Below are 1,648 nucleotides of genomic sequence, written 5' to 3'. Positions count from 1 at the left end.
TATAGTCATCCGCTGGAATGCTCATGCCACATCTGCCCGAGACAGGCGCGCAGCATCACCAAATGTCACACGCTCCAGCGTGAGCTGCGCCAGCGCGGCATGGGGCAGCGGAAAGCGCGTGCGCCAGGTCAACATGATCCTGTCGGTGTCACGCCAGTCGAAATGCACCCCATCGAGGCTGAGCACGTGCCATTCCGACCCGCCTTTGTTCTCACACAAAACTGCCAGATCAACGCCCGGAAGCTGCCCTTCGGCGCAAACATGCTCGGGATGAAGATTGGTCAGCCGATAGGCCTCATCGCCACGAAGGTAGGGAACGGCGATCTGATCTGGCGGTGCGCAGTGCCAGAACTTTGGATCGAAGTCATGAGGCAGCAGGGGATGGCGCTTTTGCGTCCATTCATCATCGTAGGTGCCGGCATGTTGCGCCCGATCCTCCCAGAAAGGGGCCAGGGGTCCCAGTCCTGCGGGGGCAGTATCGTCTCCTTCGACGGAGCGGCTGATCTGTGGCGCCCGATAATCGCCCTCCGGCGCGTCAACTCCGGGGTATGCAAGCCCGATCGGATTGCGCGGGTCAATGGTCTGCTCATCCGGACCCTCTGCGCGAATGACAGGTCCTCCGCCGGTCAACCGCCAATCCATGGGGACGGATGATGCGCGCGCCGCTGGTCCGATGGCCCAACGCTCGCAGTGCGAGATGAAAGACCTCTGGGTTTCTTTGATCCAGTGCCGCGGGCCGGAGACGCTTAGTTCCTTCGAGATCGGACCCAATTCCAGTTTGCACTTCCAGGTGGCCGCATCGTCAGGGCCCGCAAAGCTCTCGCCCAGAAACGTCACATCGGTTCCGGGCTTCTGGGGTACCAGATCGCTTTGGCAGATCAGGGGGGAGGTGAAGGGATCTGCCTCAAACGTATCCTGCCATTGGAAGCCGTCCCCTTTTTCGTCCCTGACGGCAGCCGTGCCTTGGCGATGCTGGTAGTAGCCGCGCACCGAGATTACGGCATCAAGACCGCCAGTGTCATCATACTGACGAAACGCAAAGGCAGAAAAGCCGGTGTTGTTGACCAGTTTCACAACACCGCTCAGTTCATATCAATCGGTTTGCCGCGCATCTGGAAATGATCTGTCGCCACAAAGTTGAAGGTCTTGCCCATGATCAGGATCTCGCCGTTCGACTTCATGACGAGCTTGCTGTCGCCACATTCGATGACGAATTCCTCGCCCACCGCGATCTTCTTGTACTTGCCGACGCTTTCGAGCGAGGTTGATCCCACGTTCGTGACCTTGCTGGTGCCGATCTGCTCGGCGCGGGCGACGCCGATGGTGTCGGAGCGGAAACTGCCCACGATGGTGTTCATCACCCCGGGCATCGGGAAAAGACCCGCCGCGGCGCTTCCGACGCCCGAGCCTGCGTCGCCCAAAGCACGTCCGGCATCGGGGCGGTTGCTGCCGCCGTCCACCACGCCTGACCGGCTGACCAACCCACCGGCTCCCAGAAACCCGAGCGCCGAGGAGGCGAGCGTGCCGGCAAAGCCAAGGATCGCAGGGTTGCCACCCTGACCAGCGACGTCACCCGCCTGTTTCAAAAGGCCGGCGGTATGGCCAGCGAGCCCCTGAACGCTGGCCATGAGCGCCAGTGCCGAGACAC

At 61.6% G+C, this 1,648-nt stretch carries 1 protein-coding gene and 1 pseudogene; both read right to left on the bottom strand.

Translation table 11 applies throughout. The features are described from left to right. Positions 1-21: 21 nt before the first annotated feature. Entirely contained in the window at positions 22-1,074 is a 1,053-nt protein-coding gene (locus Q1A53_RS23310) for a DUF2169 domain-containing protein (protein ID WP_299971794.1), read from the bottom strand. Between the two features lie 8 nt (positions 1,075-1,082). After that, positions 1,083-1,648, bottom strand: a pseudogene (locus tag Q1A53_RS23305) (type VI secretion system tip protein VgrG); the annotation flags it as partial.

This window comes from uncultured Roseobacter sp. (assembly GCF_947496515.1).
Taxonomy (GTDB): Bacteria; Pseudomonadota; Alphaproteobacteria; order Rhodobacterales; family Rhodobacteraceae; genus Roseobacter.
Note: the sequence above shows the minus strand (reverse complement) of the source record. Positions and strands in the feature narration are given on the sequence as shown.